Source organism: Pseudonocardia sp. TMWB2A (genome assembly GCF_017312135.1).
On record NZ_QKQY01000002.1, the window covers coordinates 2,036,011 to 2,051,997 of the forward strand.

At 75.2% G+C, this 15,987-nt stretch carries 16 protein-coding genes; 7 read left to right on the forward strand and 9 right to left on the reverse strand.

Annotated elements, in window-relative coordinates; translation table 11 throughout:
- Nucleotides 1-35 precede the first annotated feature (35 nt).
- Both DMP17_RS24250 and DMP17_RS24255 read left to right on the forward strand, forming a co-directional pair.
- Nucleotides 36-965, forward strand: coding sequence for an undecaprenyl-diphosphate phosphatase (locus tag DMP17_RS24250; protein ID WP_337830697.1), 930 nt, complete (start codon nucleotides 36-38; stop codon nucleotides 963-965).
- Between the two features lie 20 nt (nucleotides 966-985).
- Nucleotides 986-1,735, forward strand: a complete 750-nt coding sequence (locus DMP17_RS24255) for a hypothetical protein (protein ID WP_337830698.1) — start codon at nucleotides 986-988, stop codon at nucleotides 1,733-1,735.
- A gap of 14 nt (nucleotides 1,736-1,749) precedes the next feature.
- Here DMP17_RS24255 and DMP17_RS24260 read toward each other — a convergent pair whose 3' ends face one another.
- The 4 genes from DMP17_RS24260 to DMP17_RS24275 form a co-directional block, all read right to left on the reverse strand.
- Entirely contained in the window at nucleotides 1,750-2,616 is an 867-nt protein-coding gene (locus tag DMP17_RS24260; protein ID WP_226354087.1) for a vWA domain-containing protein, read from the reverse strand.
- Between the two features lie 83 nt (nucleotides 2,617-2,699).
- Complete coding sequence (locus tag DMP17_RS24265; protein WP_226354088.1) at nucleotides 2,700-3,632, reverse strand: AAA family ATPase; 933 nt, start codon at nucleotides 3,630-3,632, stop codon at nucleotides 2,700-2,702.
- Nucleotides 3,632-4,744: an NDMA-dependent alcohol dehydrogenase gene (locus DMP17_RS24270; protein WP_226354089.1), complete on the reverse strand. Its 1,113-nt coding sequence runs from the start codon at nucleotides 4,742-4,744 to the stop codon at nucleotides 3,632-3,634. Before DMP17_RS24270 ends, DMP17_RS24265 begins: the two co-directional genes overlap by 1 nt.
- 114 nt (nucleotides 4,745-4,858) lie before the next feature.
- Entirely contained in the window at nucleotides 4,859-6,499 is a 1,641-nt protein-coding gene (locus DMP17_RS24275) for a sigma-54-dependent Fis family transcriptional regulator (protein WP_337830699.1), read from the reverse strand.
- A 100-nt stretch (nucleotides 6,500-6,599) separates the two neighbouring features.
- Here DMP17_RS24275 and DMP17_RS24280 point away from each other — a divergent pair, with 100 nt between their 5' ends.
- Nucleotides 6,600-7,997 carry an amidase gene (locus DMP17_RS24280; RefSeq protein WP_337830700.1) on the forward strand — a complete coding sequence of 466 codons (1,398 nt, stop codon included), beginning with the start codon at nucleotides 6,600-6,602 and terminating at the stop codon, nucleotides 7,995-7,997.
- A 5-nt stretch (nucleotides 7,998-8,002) separates the two neighbouring features.
- On the opposite strand, the gene hppD is transcribed toward DMP17_RS24280, so the two are convergent.
- Nucleotides 8,003-9,199, reverse strand: a complete 1,197-nt coding sequence (hppD, locus tag DMP17_RS24285; protein ID WP_337830701.1) for a 4-hydroxyphenylpyruvate dioxygenase — start codon at nucleotides 9,197-9,199, stop codon at nucleotides 8,003-8,005.
- The gene (locus DMP17_RS24290; RefSeq protein ID WP_337830702.1) at nucleotides 9,199-10,245 is read right to left on the reverse strand and encodes a Glu/Leu/Phe/Val dehydrogenase dimerization domain-containing protein; all 1,047 of its coding nucleotides are present in this window, start codon (nucleotides 10,243-10,245) and stop codon (nucleotides 9,199-9,201) included. The genes hppD and DMP17_RS24290 overlap by 1 nt, the downstream gene beginning before the upstream one ends.
- Nucleotides 10,246-10,434: 189 nt before the next feature.
- On the opposite strand from DMP17_RS24290, the gene DMP17_RS24295 reads away from it, so the two are divergent.
- From DMP17_RS24295 to DMP17_RS24310, 4 genes are all read left to right on the forward strand, one after another.
- Nucleotides 10,435-11,049, forward strand: coding sequence for a carboxymuconolactone decarboxylase family protein (locus DMP17_RS24295; RefSeq protein WP_226354094.1), 615 nt, complete (start codon nucleotides 10,435-10,437; stop codon nucleotides 11,047-11,049).
- 35 nt (nucleotides 11,050-11,084) lie between these two features.
- On the forward strand, nucleotides 11,085-11,525 hold the full coding sequence (locus DMP17_RS24300; RefSeq protein ID WP_337830703.1) for a CBS domain-containing protein: 441 nt from the start codon (nucleotides 11,085-11,087) through the stop codon (nucleotides 11,523-11,525).
- 100 nt (nucleotides 11,526-11,625) lie between these two features.
- Complete coding sequence (locus tag DMP17_RS24305; protein WP_443217903.1) at nucleotides 11,626-12,468, forward strand: aldo/keto reductase; 843 nt, start codon at nucleotides 11,626-11,628, stop codon at nucleotides 12,466-12,468.
- Between the two features lie 74 nt (nucleotides 12,469-12,542).
- Nucleotides 12,543-12,746 carry a CsbD family protein gene (locus DMP17_RS24310; RefSeq protein WP_208822960.1) on the forward strand — a complete coding sequence of 68 codons (204 nt, stop codon included), beginning with the start codon at nucleotides 12,543-12,545 and terminating at the stop codon, nucleotides 12,744-12,746.
- A 43-nt stretch (nucleotides 12,747-12,789) separates the two neighbouring features.
- On the opposite strand, the gene DMP17_RS24315 is transcribed toward DMP17_RS24310, so the two are convergent.
- Genes DMP17_RS24315 through DMP17_RS24325 form a run of 3 tightly spaced genes read right to left on the reverse strand, consistent with a single transcriptional unit; the run spans nucleotide 12,790 to nucleotide 15,925 of the window.
- Nucleotides 12,790-13,848 (reverse strand): zinc-binding dehydrogenase, encoded by a 1,059-nt coding sequence (locus tag DMP17_RS24315; RefSeq protein WP_226367802.1) that lies wholly within the window; start codon nucleotides 13,846-13,848, stop codon nucleotides 12,790-12,792.
- Nucleotides 13,845-14,345, reverse strand: coding sequence for a flavin reductase family protein (locus tag DMP17_RS24320; RefSeq protein ID WP_337830704.1), 501 nt, complete (start codon nucleotides 14,343-14,345; stop codon nucleotides 13,845-13,847). Before DMP17_RS24320 ends, DMP17_RS24315 begins: the two co-directional genes overlap by 4 nt.
- Nucleotides 14,342-15,925: a class I adenylate-forming enzyme family protein gene (locus DMP17_RS24325; RefSeq protein ID WP_337830705.1), complete on the reverse strand. Its 1,584-nt coding sequence runs from the start codon at nucleotides 15,923-15,925 to the stop codon at nucleotides 14,342-14,344. The genes DMP17_RS24320 and DMP17_RS24325 overlap by 4 nt, the downstream gene beginning before the upstream one ends.
- Nucleotides 15,926-15,987: the final 62 nt, after the last annotated feature.

Here is a 15,987-nt window from a genome sequence, read left to right on the forward strand (position 1 = left end):
GGACGCACGGCCGGACCACGGGAGAGGACCACGCGGTGAGCACGTTGACCTGGGCCGAGGCGATCGTGATCGGGGCGATGCAGGGCGTCGCCGAGCTGTTCCCGGTCTCCAGCCTCGGCCACAGCATCCTGCTGCCCGCCGTCGTCGGCGGGAGCTGGGCGGCCGACCTCGACGTGAGCGCACCGCGGTCGCCGTACCTGGCGTTCGTCGTGGGGCTGCACGTGGCGACGGCACTGGCCCTGATCGTGCACTTCCGCGCCGACTGGGTGCGGATCGTGCGTGGGCTGGTGACCTCGGTGGCCCGCCGCGAGGTCCGCGACCCCGACCAGCGCCTGGCCTGGCTGCTGGTGCTCGCGACCGTCCCCGTCGGGCTGGCCGGGCTCGCACTCGACCGGGTCTTCCGCACCTACCTGGCGCTGCCCGTCCCGACCGCGCTGTTCCTCGTGCTCAACGGCGCCGTCCTGCTGGTCGTCGAGCACCTGCGGCGACGCCCCGCACCCGCCCCCGCGACGACGGCCGCCGGCGGCGGGGCCGAGCCGGGGACGGTGCTGCTCGCCACCGAGGTCGCCTCCGACCACCGCATCGCCCGGCTCCGCGTGCGTGACGTGGTGACCGTCGGCGCGGCCCAGATCGCCGCGCTGGCCCCGGGGATCAGCCGGTCGGGGTCCGCGATGACGGCCGGGCTGCTCAAGGGCCTCCCGCACGTCGACGCGGCGCGGCTGTCGTTCCTGCTCGCGACGCCGGTCATCCTGGCCGCGGGCGTGCTGAAGCTGGGCGACCTCGCCGGTCCGCTCGGGGACGGCATCCGGCCGCAGATCCTGGTGGGGAGCCTGCTGTCCGGGCTCGGGGCGTACCTGTCGGTGCGGTTCCTGTCCCGCTACTTCGAGACCCGCTCGCTGCGCCCGTTCGGGATCTACTGCGTGGTCGCCGGGCTCGGCTGCCTGCTGTGGTTCACCGTCCGCTGACGAGGAGCAGGATCGTGGTCATGAGCGACCCGTCGGCCGACCCGCACCGGCACGCCCTGGACGCCATCCGCCGCGAGCTGGACCGGCTCGGCGACGGCGGGCGCCGCATCGTGCCCGCCTGGAAGCGGGTCACCCCCGGCGAACACCGGTGGCCCGCCGCGGCGGCGATCGTCGTCGCGATCGGGCTGCAGCTGCTGCTGCCCGACCAGCTCACCCTGGTGTCGCGGTGGCTGCTGCCGTCGCTGGAGCTGGTGGTGCTGGTCGTGCTCGCGGTGGCCGGCCCGGCCCGGATGGACCTCGAGTCGGCGCTGCTGCGCGGCCTCGGGCTGGCCCTGGTCGGGCTGCTGAGCGTGGCGAACGCGGTGTCGGCGGGACTACTGGTCACCGCGATCCTCGACGGCTCCTCCGGCGGCTCGGCCGCCCCGCTGCTGGCCAGTGGGGCGGCGATCTGGCTGACCAACATCATCGCGTTCGCGGTCTGGTACTGGCAGCTCGACCGCGGCGGGCCGGCGGCGCGGGCGCACGGCCGCCGTCCCACCGCGGACTTCCTGTTCGTGCAGATGCAGAGCACCGACCCGCACGACGCCGACTGGGAGCCCCGCTTCGCCGACTACCTGTACCTGTCGTTCACCAACGCCACCGCGTTCAGCCCCACCGACGTGATGGCGCTGAGCCGGTGGGCGAAGATGCTGATGCTCGTCCAGGCGCTGGTGTCGCTGGTGACGATCGCGCTCGTCGTCTCCCGCGCCGTGAACGTCCTGGGCGGCTGAGTCCCGGGCGGAACTCAGCCTCCCAGGAGGGTCCGCAGCACCCCCGGTGCGTCCGACGGACCGGCGACCGGCGCCCACCGCGCGTTGCTGCGCGCGGCCAGCTCGGCCGCCTGCTCGTGGTCGGACTCCGGAGCCAGGATCAGCAGCTCCGGGACCCGCCGCGCCGCTGGGACCGGGTCGTGGTCGTCGGTGGCCCGGCAGTCCGAGAGCAGCACGACGATCCGCCGCTCCGCCCGCGTCCGTTCCAGCTGCGCGGTGGCCGCCCGCAACGCACCGGACAGCGCGGTCACCCCGTGCCCGCGCAGGCCCAGCACCCGGTCGACGACCGCCGACGGCGGACGGGTGGACCCGATGTCGCGCAGGACCTGGGTCTCGGCCGCGAACGACAGCACCGCGTGGTCACCGGGCGCCCGGAACGCGCAGGCCGCGGCGGTCAGCGCCGCCGCGGCGAGCCGGTCCCCGCCCATCGACCCGGACGCGTCCACCACCAGGCACAACGCGAGCGCGGGCCGCGCCCAGGTGCGCGCGGTCAGCTCGTCGAGCCCGACCGGTCGCCGCGCCGCGCGGGCCTCGGCGACCGCGCCCAGCGAGGCGTCCAGGTCCAGGTCGCCGCCGCGGTCCGCCGGGACCGCCCGCAGCCTGCCGATGCCGCGCCGGGTGACCCGGCCGGAGCGGCCGATCTCCAGCACGACCCGGCCGGCGAGCCTGCGGGCCGCCGCCCGCAGCTTCTCGTCGGTGGCCTTGCCCATGTCGATGAGCAGCGTCAGCGTCTCGTCGGGACGCTCGGCCAGCGCGGCGTCGAACGCGTCGACGTCGAGCACCCCGACCTCGGGCGAGATCTCGGTGAACCCCGGGTGGCCCGCCAGGGAGCTGCGGGCCACCGTGCGGTCCTCCGGGCGCGCACGCGGCCGGGACGGACGGGTGGAGCCGTCCGCGGGCCGGGGACCGCCCGCCGGTGGCGGGCTCAGGCTCCCCCCGACGCATCACCGCCGTCCGGTGCCTCGTCGGCGTCCTCGGCGGGTTCCCGGCCGAACTCGGCCGTGTACAGCTCGCGGACGATGTCCTCGGCGCTGCGGGAGCCGGACTCCGTGAGCCGGATCCGGCCGGACAGCGCGACCAGCGCCGCGTCCAGCCCGGCCCGCCAGTCGGTGGTCTTCCGGCCGCGCCGGGCGGCCAGCGCCGTGGTGATGCGGACGATGTCGATCGCCCCGCGTACCGAGGAGCCGACGTGCACGTCCGGGTGCTCCCGGGTCCGGCGGACCAGGGAGACGACCTTGGCCCGCCACTGCTCGTCGACCGCGGGGCCGCGCAGCGCGACGACCGCGGTCTCGTCCCCGGCGGTCTGGTAGCCCATCGCGATCCGGCAGACCCGGTCGTAGACGGCGGAGGAGATCCGGGCGGTGCCGACGGCGTCGAACGGGTTCATCGCGGCGACCAGCCGGAAGCCGCCGTGCGCGGTGATCCGGCCGAGCCGGGGAACGTGCAGCTCGCCCTCGCTCATCACGGTGATGAGGACGTTGAGGGTCTCCTCCGGGATCCGGTTGATCTCCTCGACGTAGAGCAGGGCACCGGAGCGCAGCGCCTCGGCCAGCGGGCCGTCGACGAAGGTCTCGGGGTTGTAGCCGCGCTCCAGCACCTGGGCCGGGTCGAAGTGCCCGACCAGCCGGGCCGGGGTGAGCTCGGCGTTGCCCTCGACGAACACGAACGGGAGCTCGGCCTCCTCGGCCACCGACCGCAGCAGCGTCGTCTTCCCGGTGCCCGGCGGGCCCTCCAGGACGACGTGGGCGCCGGCCTCCAGCGCCGCGACGAGGAGCTCGACCTCCCGGCCGCGGCCGACGACGGGGGTCCCCGCGGGGCCGGCCGCAGCCGGTCCCGCGGGGTTCGTGACAGACCCCATCAGTGCTCGTGGACGAGGACGCCGCGGACGTTCTTGCCCGCGAGCAGGTCGTCGTAGCCCTCGTTGACCTGCTCGAGGGTGTAGGTCCGCGTGATGATCTCGTCGAGCTTCAGGTCCCCGCTCTGGTAGAGGCCGAGGATCTTGGGGATGTCGACGGTCGGGTTGCAGTCGCCGAACAGCGAGCCCTTCACCGTCTTCTTGAACAGGGTCAGGATCGAGCCCGGCAGCTGGACGTTGGTCGTCGAGAGCTTGTTCAGGCCGGTCAGCACGACGGTGCCGCCCTTGCCGGTGTTCTCGAACGCGCCGGTGACGATCTCCTCGGTCACGATGCCCGCGGTGACGATCGTCTTGTCCGCGCCGTTGCCGTTGGTCATCGCGCGGGCCAGGTCACCGGCCTCGGCGGCGGTGGCGACGGCGTGCGTGGCGCCGAGCTCCATCGCCTTCTCGCGCTTGTTGGCCAGCGGGTCGACGGCGATGAGGTTCTTCGCGCCGGCGTAGCGGGCGCCCTGGACGGCGTTGATGCCGATGCCGCCGACGCCGGCGACGATCACCGTGTCGCCCGGCTCGACCTTCGCCGCGTTGACCGCGGAGCCCCACCCGGTGGGCACGCCGCAGCCGACGAGCACGGCCTTGTCCAGCGGGAGGTCGTCGTCGACCTTGACCACCGAGTTCTGGTGGATCGTGGAGTACTGGGAGAACGTGCCCAGCATGCACATCGCGCCGTACTGGCCCTTCGGCCCGGTGAAGGGGAAGCGCTCGCCCGGCAGGTAGCCCTCGAGGATGGTCGCGCCCATGTCGCAGATGGCCTGCTGCCCGGTCGCGCACCAGCGGCAGACCCCGCAGTTGGGGATGAACGAGCAGACGACGTGATCGCCCGGCTTCACCCGGGTGACACCCGGGCCGACGTCCTCGATGATCCCGGCGCCCTCGTGCCCGAGGACCATCGGCAGGCGCGCCTCGAGGTCGCCGTGCGCGATGTGGACGTCGGAGTGGCACAGCCCGGCGTGGGTGTAGCGGATGAGGACCTCACCCTGCTGCGGCCCGTCGAGCTCGAGCTCCTCGATCTCGATCGGCTTGCCGGCCTCGTAGACGACTGCTGCCTTGGTCTTCACGGGCACGCTCCTCTGCGCTGGTGACGTCGGTGTCGTCCCGATCCTGTCCCACCCGCGGGGGTGTGGCGTGTTCCACATGTGGACACGTGCGCACTGCCTCATACCCGGGCGGCGCTACGCCTCCGCCACGTCGAGCGCGCGCATCCGGCGGTACAGGGTGGTGCGGCTGATCCCGAGCGCCCGCGCGGCCTCGCGCTTGTTGCCGCCCGCGACCGTCAGGGCGTGCTGGATCGCGACCCGTTCGGCGCGCTCCCGGCCGCCGAGCCGGGTGGTCCGCGGGCCGGGCCGCAGGTGCTCCGGCAGGTCGTCGACGTCGATCCGGCGGGTCCCGGGCAGGTGCGCCAGCTCGGTCACGACCCGGGTCAGCTCGGTGAGGTTGCCCGGCCAGGCGTACGCGGACAGCGCCGCGACCGCGGACCGGGTCAGGATCAGCTCCCGGCCCGGCCGGACCCGCGCGGCGACGTCGGCGACCAGACCGGGCAGCTCGTCGCGGCGTTCGCGCAGCGGCGCGAGCTCGATGCGGCTCGCGCACCGGGCGACCAGCCGCGCCGCCGGGACGGGCAGCTCCCCGACCGGGCCGCAGGTGAGCACGAGACGGGTCGGGCCGGCGTCGAGCAGCGGGCGGAGCACGGCGCAGAGCTCCTCGGGCAGGACGTCCACGTCGTCGACGACGACCGCGGGCACCCCCTCCCCGACCAGCGCGGACAGCCGGGCCGCCCAGTCCCGGGACGGTCCGGTGAGGGCGTCGGTGGCCGCCAGCACGACCGGGTCGGCGATGCCGAGCAGCCGGGCCGCCTCGGTGCTGCGCCCGGTCCCGGGCTCGCCCGCGACCAGCACCGAGCGCCCGGTGGGGACCGGCCGCGCGGTGCGGCGGACCGGCTCGCGCGGCGCCGCACGGACCGGGACGAGGTGGAACAGCACGCCGTCCGCGGTGTCCGCGACGGTCTCGGCCCGCACCCGGATCCCGGCGCCGTCGGGCGCCTCCAGCACCCGGGTCAGCGGGCCGTTCTCGACGACCTCGGTCCGCAGCGTCGCGAGCAGGTCCATCCCGCCCTCGCCCAGCACGGTGACGGCGCTGCGGTTGGTCAGCACCACGTCCGAGCCGAGGACCGCGATCGGCGACGAGCGCCGCCGGGTGGCCTCCTGGAAGGCGAGGAACAGCCTGCGGTCGCCGTCGCGGGCGGTCTCGACGATCCGCTCCTCGATGTCCCGGGCGGCACGCGAGAGCAGCGGCGCGAACAGCGGGTGGGCGCGCCCGCCTACGACGGTGATGTCGAGGACGCCCTCGGTGCGGCCGCGCAGCGGGTGCCGGATCGGGTGGCCGAAGCAGCTGACGCCCTTGAGCCCGGCCAGGAAGTGCTCCTCGCCGTGGACCGCGATGCCGCGGCCGGTCTCGGCGGCCGTGCCGATCCCGTTGGTCCCCAGCACCTGCTCGTCGGCGGCCGCCCCGACCACCAGGCCGATGTCGTCGAAGGCCGAGTCGAGGGTGCGGTCGTCGCACCAGATGTCGAGGATCCGGCAGTTGCGGTCGGCGAGCTGCACCGAGAACGGCTCACCGGCGAGCTCGGCCGCCAGCGCCCGCAGCACCGGCTCCGCGGCGACGGCGAGCCGGCCGACCCGGTCGACCTCCGCGACCTCCGGCCGGTCGGCGCCCTCCGGGTCGATGCCCGCCAGCCGCGCACGCCGCCAGGACGAGGCGATGTGCTCGCGCACGCCCCCCGGGGCGGATCGGCCGACGGCTCCGTCGAAACCCATGGCGCACACCTTCCGTGACCGTGGTGACGGAGGCGACACTACCCGCGCCCGGCCGGGTCCCCGGTCGTGTGCGGGCGGGCGGGGTGCAGGATCGTCCGACATGGACCGACGCGTGCACGCGTTCACCGACGACGCCCTGGGCGACGACGACGGCGTCGCCCTCGCCGAGCGGCTGCGCCGCCGTGAGGTCGCGCCCGCCGAGCTGCGCGCCGCCGTCGCCGCGCGCGCCGCCCGGGTCGAGCCGCACCTGCACGGACTCGCCCTGGACCGCACCGCCGACCCCGTCACCGGGGACGCCGGCGGCCCGCTGGCCGGGGTGCCGACGCTGGTCAAGGACAACGTCGAGGTCCGGGGCTGGCCCGCGGGCCACGGCACCCGGGCGTTCGTCCCGGCCCCGTCGCGCGAGCACGCCGAGGTGACCCGGCAGCTGCTCGCGTGCGGGCTGGACCTGCTGGGCACGACCCGGATGCCGGAGTACGGCCTGAACGCCTCCACCGAGTTCGCCGACGCCGAGCCGACCCGCAACCCGTGGGACCCGCGCTTCTCGGCCGGCGCGTCGTCGGGCGGGGCGGCCGCGCTCGTCGCCGCCGGGGTGGTGCCGCTGGCCCACGCCAACGACGGCGGCGGCTCGATCCGCATCCCGGCCGCGGCCTGCGGGCTGGTCGGGCTCAAGCCGTCGAGGGGGCGGCTGGCGCCGAACGCGACCGGCACCCGGATGCCGATCGACCTCGTCGCCGACGGCGTGGTGTCCCGCTCGGTGCGCGACACCGCGGTGTTCCTCGGCGCCGCCGACCGCGGGCGCCGCAACCCGGCGCTGCCCCCGCTGGGCCTGGTCGAGGGCCCCGCCCGGCGACGCCTGCGGGTCGGGCTGCTGCTGGAGTCCCCCACCGGCGCGGCCGTCGACGCCGACACCCGCGAGACCGTCACCGCCGTCGCGGAGCTGCTCGCCAAGCAGGGCCACGAGGTGTCCGAGGCCGTCACCGGGGTGGGGACCCGGTTCGTCGACGACTTCCTCGACTACTGGGGGCTGCTCGCGTTCTCCGTGGTCACCGGCGGGCGGCTGCTGCACGGGCGCACCTTCGACCCGCACCGCCTCGACGGCCTGACCCACGGCCTGGCCGACCACTACCGTCGCGCGCTGGCCCGCACCCCGGTGTTCCTGCACCGGCTGCGCCGGGTCGCGGCCACCCACGCCGAGCTGTTCACCCGGCACGACGTGCTGCTCTCCCCGGTGCTCGCGCACACCCCGCCGGAGATCGGGTGGCTCGCGCCGACGGTGCCGATCGAGCAGCTCACCGCCCGGCTGCTCGACTACGTGGCGTTCACCCCGCTGGCCAACGTCGCCGGGGCGCCTGCGGTCGCGCTGCCCGCCGGGGCGACGGCCGGCGGCCTGCCGGTGGGGGTGCACCTGGAGGGCACGGTCGGCGACGAGCGGACGCTGCTGGAGCTCGCGTACGCGATCGAGGCCGACCGCCCCTGGCGGCGGATCCGGAACTGAGCCGCTCAGATGTTGCCGCGGCGCTCCTGCTCCCGCTCGATCGCCTCGAACAGCGCCTTGAAGTTGCCCTTGCCGAAGCCGAGCGAGCCGTGCCGCTCGATGAGCTCGAAGAACACCGTGGGCCGGTCCCCGACCGGCTTGGTGAAGATCTGCAGCAGGTAGCCGTCCTCGTCGCGGTCGACGAGGATCCCGCGGGACGCCAGATCCTCGATCGGCACCCGCACCGACCCGATCCGGGCCCGCAGCTCCGGGTCGGAGTAGTAGGCGTCCGGGGTGTCGAGGAACTCCACGCCGCGGGAACGCAGCACGTCGACGGTGGTGAGGATGTCGTTCGTCGCGAGCGCGAGGTGCTGGGCGCCGGGGCCGCGGTGGAAGTCCAGGTACTCGTCGATCTGGGACTTCCGCCGGCCGGGGCTGGGCTCGTTGAGCGGGAACTTCACGCGGTGGTTGCCCGACGCGACGACCTTGCTCATCAGCGCCGAGTAGTCGGTGGCGATGTCGTCGCCGATGAACTCGGCCATGTTCGTGAAGCCCATGATCCGGTGGTAGAAGTCCACCCAGGAGTCCATGCGCCCGTACTCCACGTTCCCGACGACGTGGTCGAGCGCCTGGAACAGCCGGCGCGGCGCGTCCGCGGGCCGGTCCACCGACGAGCTGCGGGCGACGTGGCCGGGCAGGTACGGGCCGGTGTAGCGGGACCGGTCGACCAGGGTGTGCCGGGTGTCGCCGTAGGTGGCGATCGCGGCGGAGCGCACGGTGCCGTGCTCGTCGGTCGTGTCGTGCGGCTCGACGAGCACGGTGGCGCCCTGGGCACGGGCGTGGGCGATGCAGCGGTCGACGTCGGGGACCTCGAGGGCGATGTCGACGATGCCGTCGCCGTGCCGGCGGTGGTGGTCGGCGACCGGGCTGTCCGGGTCGACGGCGCCACGCAGCTCGAACCGGACCGCGCCCGAGCGCAGCACGTAGGAGTGGTGGTCGCGGTTGCCGGTCTCCGGCCCGGAGTACGCGACGAGCTCCATGCCGTAGACGACCTGGTAGAGCTGCGCGGCCTGGGTGGCGTTGCCGACCGCCCAGACCACGGCGTCCCAGCCGGTGACCGGGAACGGGTCGGCGGAGTCGTCGTGCTCGACGAGGCCGACCAGGCGGTGCAGGGCGGCGGCGTCGAGGTCGGCGAGCTTCTCGGAGTCGGTGAGGATGTCCATCAGTGCTCTCCCGTCAGCGTGCGGGCGGCCAGGTCCTGCGCCGCGGTGACCGTGCTGGTGCCGTGCGTGCGGGCGTCGGCGAAGACGCCGGTCAGGGTGTCGCCGATCGCGCGGGTCCGGTCGGCGACGGCGTCGGCGCTCCAGCCGAGGACCTCGCGGCCGACCAGGTGGATGGCGCCGCCGGCGTTCGCGACGAAGTCCGGGGCGTGGACGATCCCGCGCCGGCGCAGGACCTCGGCCGCGTACGGGTCGGCGAGCAGGTTGTTCGCCGCGCCCGCGACCACCGCGGTGGGGACGGTCGCGGCGACCTCGGCGGTGATCAGCCCGCCGGTGGCGCACGGGACCAGCACGTCGCACTCGCGGGTGGTCACCGCTCCGGTGTCGACCACCTCGGCGCCCAGCTCGTCGGCGGCCGCGGCGCAGCGGGCCGGGTCGACGTCGGTGACGATCAGCTTGGCCCCGGCGTCGGCGGCGAGCCGGGCGACGTCGGCGCCGACCGCGCCGAGCCCCTGGACCAGCACCCGCAGCCCGTCGACGCCGTCGAACCCGGCCTCCGCGACTCCCGCGCGGATCGCGGCGAACACCCCGAGGGCGGTCATCGGGCCGGACGAGCCGGGCCCGCCCGCCGCGACCGAGCGGCCGAACACATGCGGGGTCAGGCCGGCGAGCACGTCCATGTCGGCCGAGCAGGTCCCGACGTCCGGGCCGGTGGTGTAGTTCCCGCCGAGCAGCTCCAGGTTGGCCGCGTGGATCTCCAGGATGCGCCGCCAGGTCGCGTCGCCGAGCTCGGCGCGCGGCGCCGGGAGCGCGATCACCGACTTGCCGCCGCCCATCGGCAGGCCCACGACGGCCATCTTCAGCGTCATCGCCCCGGCCAGGCGGCGGGCGTCGGCGACGGCGTCGGCGGGCGAGGGATAGACCATCGCGCGGGTCCCGCCCGACGCCGGGCCGAGCCGGGTCGAGTGCACCCCGATCACGAACCACGCGCCCGTCCCCCGGTCGTACCGGACCGAGGTCAGTTCGCCGTCCCACTCGGGCAGAGCCATCCCGCGCCTCCATCGCCTCGCTGGTGTGCAGCGAGGACACCCCTGACCCCGATATCTGCGCAACCGGCCCATCACGAGCTGCACATCGACGGCAGGTCACCGGGCCACAGTGCCGGTCGACCTGGACGGATCGTCCAGGAGACCGGCGTCACTCCCGGGGCCCGTCGCCCGCGTCCGTAACCTGGACCGGTGACGACCAGCGACGCCACGACGCCCGCCGACCTGCGCGGCAGGCCGCGACCGCCGGTCCACCCGCGGACCGCGCCGTCGGACCCGGCCGGGCTGGACCCCGAGCGCGCCGCGCTGCACGCCCGCATCGCGACCGGCCCGCGCCGCGCGCAGGCCCGGGTCCCGCTGGTCGACGACGCCGACCGCCTGCTCGGCCCGTTCGCGACGATGCTGTTCTCCCCGCGCATCGGCGACGCCGTGCAGCAGGTCGGCGCGGCCCTGCGCACCGACGACGACCTCCCGCCGCGGCTGCGCGAGCTGGCCGTGCTCGCCATCGCCGTGCACCACGGGTCGGCGTTCGAGTGGTCCGCGCACGAGGGCCTCGCCCGCGACACCGGGCTGTCCGGGGCACAGCTGCAGGCCCTGCTCGACGGCGGCGTCCCCGACGGCCTCGACGAGGCCGAGCGGGTCGCGCTGACCACCGTGCGGGCCCTGCTCACCCGGCACGACCTGGGCGACGGCGCCTACGCCACCGCGCTGCGGGCACTGGGCCGGGACACCCTCGCGGCGCTGGTGTGGCTGACCGGGTACTACTCGATGCTGGCCACGGCACTCGCCGTGTTCCGGCCGGAGTGAGGCCGGGTAACCCGCGTGGAGAGGGGAGGGTCGCGATGAGCACCGCACCGAGCACCGCACCGGACGGGGTGCGCGTGGCCGCGGCCATGCACACCTTCCCCAAGACCTGTGGACCGGCGACGACCGTCGCGCAGGCGTGGGCGGCGTTCGAGCGGCCCAAGGTGCACTCGCTGCTGGTCCTCGACGCCGGGCGGCTGCTCGCCGTGGTCGACCGGTCCGACCTGACCGGTGCCGGCCCGGACGAGCCCGCCGCGCCCCTCGGGACGCTCGGCGGGCGGGTGGCCCACGCCCGCGACGACCTGGCCTCGACCTGGGCGGCGATGGCCGACGCCGGGCGGCGGCGGGTCGCCGTCGTCGACGACGCCGGCCGGCTGCTCGGGCTGCTCTGCCTCAAGCGGCACGGTCGCGGGTTCTGCTCCGACGCGGGCATCCAGGCCCGGATCGACGAGCGCGCGGCGGCCCCGGACGGGCCGTGAGGCCGCCCACCGCGGGGAACACCGGCGCCGGGCCGGACGCTGGACGGGGTGACCACCTCCGACGCCGCCGTCGCCACCCGCAGTCGAGAGGACCCTCCCGGTGACCCACCCCGACGACACCGTGCTCCTGGACGGGGGCGTCGCCATGCCCCGTGTCGGGTTCGGCGTGTCCGAGTCCCGCGACGCCCGCGCCGCCGTCGCCGAGGCGCTCGCGCAGGGCTACCGCAGCATCGACACCGCCGCCGTCTACGAGAACGAGGCCGGCGTCGGCGCCTCGCTGGCCGGGTCCGGCCTGCCCCGCTCCGAGCTGTTCGTGACCACCAAGGTCTGGAACGTCGACGGCGACCGCCCCGACGCGCTGGGCGCGGCACGGCGCAGCCTGGACCGGCTGGGGCTCGACCACGTCGACCTGCTGCTCGTGCACTGGCCCAACGACGACCTCGGGCACTGCCTGTCGACCTGGGACGCGATGGAGCAGCTGCTCGCCGAGGGCCGCACCCGCGCGGTCGGGGTGTCGAACTTCCGGCCGTCGCACCTGCGTAGGCTCCGCTCGCTCGGCGGCCGGCTCCCGGCGCTCAACCAGGTCGAGCTGCACCCGCACCACCAGCAGCCGGAGCTGCGCGCGGTGCACGCCGCGCTGGGCATCGTCACCGGCGCCTGGAGCCCGCTGGGCCGCGGCGCGGTCCTCGGCGAGCCGGTCCTGGCCCGGATCGCCGACCGGCACGGCGTCACCCCCGCCCAGGTGGTCCTGCGCTGGCACCTGCAGCAGGGCACCGTCGCCGTCCCGAAGTCCGACGACCCGGGGCGCATCGCCGCCAACCGCGACCTCGCCGGGTTCGCTCTCGACCGAGCCGACCTCGACACCGTCGCCGCGCTGCACCGGGCCGACGGACGGGGCCGGATCGGCCCGGTGTCCGACCGGGTGGATCGCATCGCGTCCTGAGTGAGGTGTGTCACGTCCGCGTGAGGACGGCGGGGCGAGCATCCTCGAACGACCAGTCCATCGAGGAGGCAGTCGTGTCGTTCACCGACAAGGTCAAGAACAAGGCCGAGAACGCCGTGGGCGTCGCCAAGGAGAAGGCCGGTGCGGCCACCGGCGACCGGGAGCTCCAGGCCGAGGGCAAGGCGGAGCAGTCGAAGGCGTCGCTGAAGGACGCCGGCGAGAAGCTGAAGGACGCCGCCGGCAACGTGAAGGACGCGTTCGGCGGCTCGAAGGGCTGAGTTCGGCGGTGGCGTGACGGCGACGCACACCGCCGCGGCCCGGTCACGGCACGACGAGCACCTTGATGTCGTCGCCGGGCGCGGCGGCGAGCCGCGCGAACCCGTCGGTGACGGCGTCGGCGAGCCGGATCCGGCGTGTGACCAGGGCTCCCAGGTCCACGGTCCCCGACGCCGCGATCCGGATCGCCTCGGCGAAGTCCTCCGGGGTGTAGGCCAGGGCGCCGGTGACCGTCGGCTCGCCGAACAGCAGCAGGTTCGGGTGGAACGCGACCGGCTGCTCCCAGGCGGCGACGTTCACCACGGTGCCCCGCGGCCGCACCGCGGCCAGGACGGTGTCGAAGCTGGTCGGGGCCGCGGCGGCGTCGAACGCGGCGTCCACCCCGGTCCCGCCGGTCAGCTCGCGGACCCGCTCGCCGACGTCCTCGGTGAGCGGGTCCAGCACGGCGTCCGCGCCCAGTGCCGTCGCGGCGCGGGCCCGGGCAGGTGCCGGTTCGGCGACCAGTACTGTCGCGGCGCCGCGGGCCCGGGCCGCGACGACCGTCATCAGGCCGATCGGGCCGGCGCCCGCGACGAGCACCGTGCTCCCGGGCCCGATCCCGGACCGGGCGACCGCGTGCACCCCGGTCGCGAGCGGTTCGAGCAGTGCGCCCGTCTCGGTGTCCACCGCGTCGGGCAGCCGGTGGGCGAGGTAGGCGGGGAAGGTGTCCAGCGGGGCGAAGCCGCCCCCGCCGCCGCTGAGCCCGTGGAACCCGAGGGTGGCGCACAGCTGGGGCAGCCCGGCGGCGCAGGTCCGGCAGGTCCCGCAGCGCAGCACCGCGCTCACCGCGACGCGGTCGCCGACGCCGATGTCGCGGACCCCCTCCCCGACGGCGACGACGGTGCCCGCCAGCTCGTGGCCGAGGGTCACCGGGGCGCGCTGCCCGGTCAGCGGGTGGTCGGCGTCGACCGGGACGGCGATCGGCCCGCCCCGGTACTCGTGGATGTCGGAGCCGCAGATCCCGGCGGCCGCCACCTCGACGGTGATCTCGCCGGGTCCGGCGACCGGTTCGTCGACGTCGTCGAGCCGGACGTCGCCGCGGGCGTGCCAGCGCAGGGCCTTCACGGGGTGTCTCCTCGGTCCTCGGAACGGTGCGGGGTCGCGAACGCGCCCCGGTGGTAGAGCAGCGGCGGGTGGTCGGTCACGTCGAGGTCGCGTACGGCTCCGACGACGACGGTGTGGTCGCCGCCGTCGTGCTCGGCGTGCAGGTCGCAGTCCAGCCAGGCCGCGATCCCGGCCGGCCGCGGACGCCCGTGCGCCGAGGGCGCCCAGTCCAGGCCGGCGAACTTGTCAGTGCCGCTGCGCGACATCGCGAGCGCGACGTCCTCCTGCCCGGCGGCGAGAACGGCGACGCCGAACCCGCCCACGGCGCGGATCCGCGGCCAGGTGCTGGAGCTGCGCGCCGGGGCGAGCAGGACCAGCGGCGGGTCCAGCGACAGCGAGCTGAACGACTGGCAGGTCAGCCCGAGCGGTGCGCCGTCGGCGTCGAGTGCGGTGACCACGGTGATGCCGGAGCAGAACGCGCCGAGCACCGTGCGGAAGCGCTGCGGGTCGATGCTCATCGGGTGTCCTCCCGGCGTAGTGCGCGGCGCAGGATCTTCCCGGTCGCGGTCTTCGGGATCTCCTCGACCACCTCGACGATCCGCGGGTACTTGTAGGCGGCCATCCGCTCCCGCGACCACGCGATCAGCTCATCCGGGGACGGCGGGTCGACCACACCCGACCGGAACGCGACCACCGCCTTGACCGTCTCCCCACGCCGCTCGTCGGGCACACCCACCACCGCCGCGTCGACCACCGCCGGATGGGACAGCAACACGTCCTCCACGTCGCGCGGCCACACCTTGTAGCCGCTCGCGACGATCACGTCCTTCTTCCGGTCCACGACGTAGAACCAGCCCTCGTCGTCGACGAACCCGACGTCCCCGGTCCGCAGCCAGCCCTCGGTGAACGCCGCCGCGGTCTCCTCCGGCCGGCCCCAGTAGCCCGGCACGACCCGGGCGCCGCGCACCAGCAGCTCCCCGACACCGGAGTCGTCGGGCGCATCGATCCGCGCGACACAGTCCGGGACCGGGCGGCCCACCGACAACGCCCCCGAGCGGGGATCCACCGGGGCCCGCTCCCCCACCGGCACCGCATGCGTGGGCGAGGTCGTCTCGGTCATCCCGTAGGCGTTGTGCACGTACAGCCCGGTCGCGGCCTCGAACTCCGCGACCACCGCGGGCGCGATCGGCGCCCCACCCGAGGCGACCGCGGTGAACGAGGCGAACAGATCCCGCGGATCCGGGTCGGCCCGGCACAACGCCATCAACGCGGTGATCGCCGCGACCGTGAACGTCGGCCGGGTCACCCGCACCGCGTCGGCGACCACCACCGGGTCGAAGCGGTGGTCCAGCACCAGCGGTACCCCGGCCACCAGGGCCGCCGCGATGTGCCCGGACAGGCCGGTGACGTGGAACAACGGCGCGATCCCGAGAACCGCACCGGGTGCGGCGATCCCGTACCAGTCGCTGTAGGCGAGTCCACCGGACACCACGTTGCCGTGGGTGTTGCACGCACCCTTCGGCTTCCCCGTGGTCCCGGAGGTGTAGGTCAACACCGCCACATCACCCGGCTCCGGTGTGTGCGGCGGCGGCACCGCGCCCTCGTGCGCCGCGACCAGCGCGGCCAGGTCCCGGGTGCCCTCCGGAACCGACCGGGCATGACCGTCCGGGCGCAGCAGCGGGGCGTCGTCGTAGGGGTCGGTGGTCACCACGGTGACCACCGACGACCCCTCCACCGCGACCGCACCGTGGGTGCGGTGCAGCCCCGCCAACGCGACCAGCACCCGCGCGCCCGAGTCGTCGAGGATCAACCGGACCTCACGCGCGGTCAGCATCGGGTTCACCGCCACCGCGACGCCACCGGCCTTCCACACCGCGAGCAACGCCACCACGTACTGCGGATCGTTCTGCAGATACAACGCGACCCGGTCACCCGGGCGCAGGCCGCCGGCCAGCAACGCGACGGCGAACGCGTCCGAACGACGGTCCACCTCGGCCGCGGTGAGGTCGCGCCCGGGGCAGCGCAGCACGGGGTCGCCGGGGGTGGCGGCCGCCGTCGCGCGGAAGGCCTCGAGCACCGATGCGGGTGGTGCGGTCACGCGTTCCTCCTGGAGGGATCGGTCTGTTCGGACGACGGCCGGCCACCGGCGGCGGGCTATGA

What these genes read in the sequence shown, in the direction of transcription:
- DMP17_RS24255 (WP_337830698.1), top strand. Translation starts at nt 986, where the DNA reads ATGAGCGACCCGTCGGCCGACCCGCACCGGCACGCCCTGGACGCCATC.
- DMP17_RS24265 (WP_226354088.1), bottom strand. Translation starts at nt 3,632, where the DNA reads ATGGGGTCTGTCACGAACCCCGCGGGACCGGCTGCGGCCGGCCCCGCG.
- DMP17_RS24275 (WP_337830699.1), bottom strand. Translation starts at nt 6,499, where the DNA reads ATGGGTTTCGACGGAGCCGTCGGCCGATCCGCCCCGGGGGGCGTGCGC.
- DMP17_RS24280 (WP_337830700.1), top strand. Translation starts at nt 6,600, where the DNA reads ATGGACCGACGCGTGCACGCGTTCACCGACGACGCCCTGGGCGACGAC.
- hppD (WP_337830701.1), bottom strand. Translation starts at nt 9,199, where the DNA reads ATGGACATCCTCACCGACTCCGAGAAGCTCGCCGACCTCGACGCCGCC.
- DMP17_RS24290 (WP_337830702.1), bottom strand. Translation starts at nt 10,245, where the DNA reads ATGGCTCTGCCCGAGTGGGACGGCGAACTGACCTCGGTCCGGTACGAC.
- DMP17_RS24300 (WP_337830703.1), top strand. Translation starts at nt 11,085, where the DNA reads ATGAGCACCGCACCGAGCACCGCACCGGACGGGGTGCGCGTGGCCGCG.
- DMP17_RS24320 (WP_337830704.1), bottom strand. Translation starts at nt 14,345, where the DNA reads ATGAGCATCGACCCGCAGCGCTTCCGCACGGTGCTCGGCGCGTTCTGC.